At 59.1% G+C, this 232-nt stretch carries 1 protein-coding gene; it reads left to right on the top strand.

The features are described from left to right. Nucleotides 1-232: hypothetical protein (locus R0J92_RS27115; RefSeq protein WP_411053963.1), on the top strand; the 232-nt coding region annotated here is incomplete at both ends.

Genomic DNA, 232 nt, shown 5'->3' on the forward strand with positions numbered 1-232 from the left:
GCTTCGGGTGTGCTTGCCGAAACCGGCGACCTCGTCAGCTTTTCGCATCACGTTCTCTTCGACCATGTCGCCGGACGGTTCTTTTTGGAATGGGACGATCCCGCGCACCTGATCGCGCAGCTGAAAGGCGGTAGTGCAATCGCCTTGATACTCGCGCCAGCTTTACGATTTGCCATCGAGCGGCTATGGCGCAGCGACAGCGAGGGAAGACGTGCTGTTTGGCGGCTGATTG

This window comes from Tritonibacter sp. SIMBA_163 (genome assembly GCF_046535935.1).
Taxonomy (GTDB): domain Bacteria; phylum Pseudomonadota; class Alphaproteobacteria; order Rhodobacterales; family Rhodobacteraceae; genus Epibacterium; species Epibacterium scottomollicae.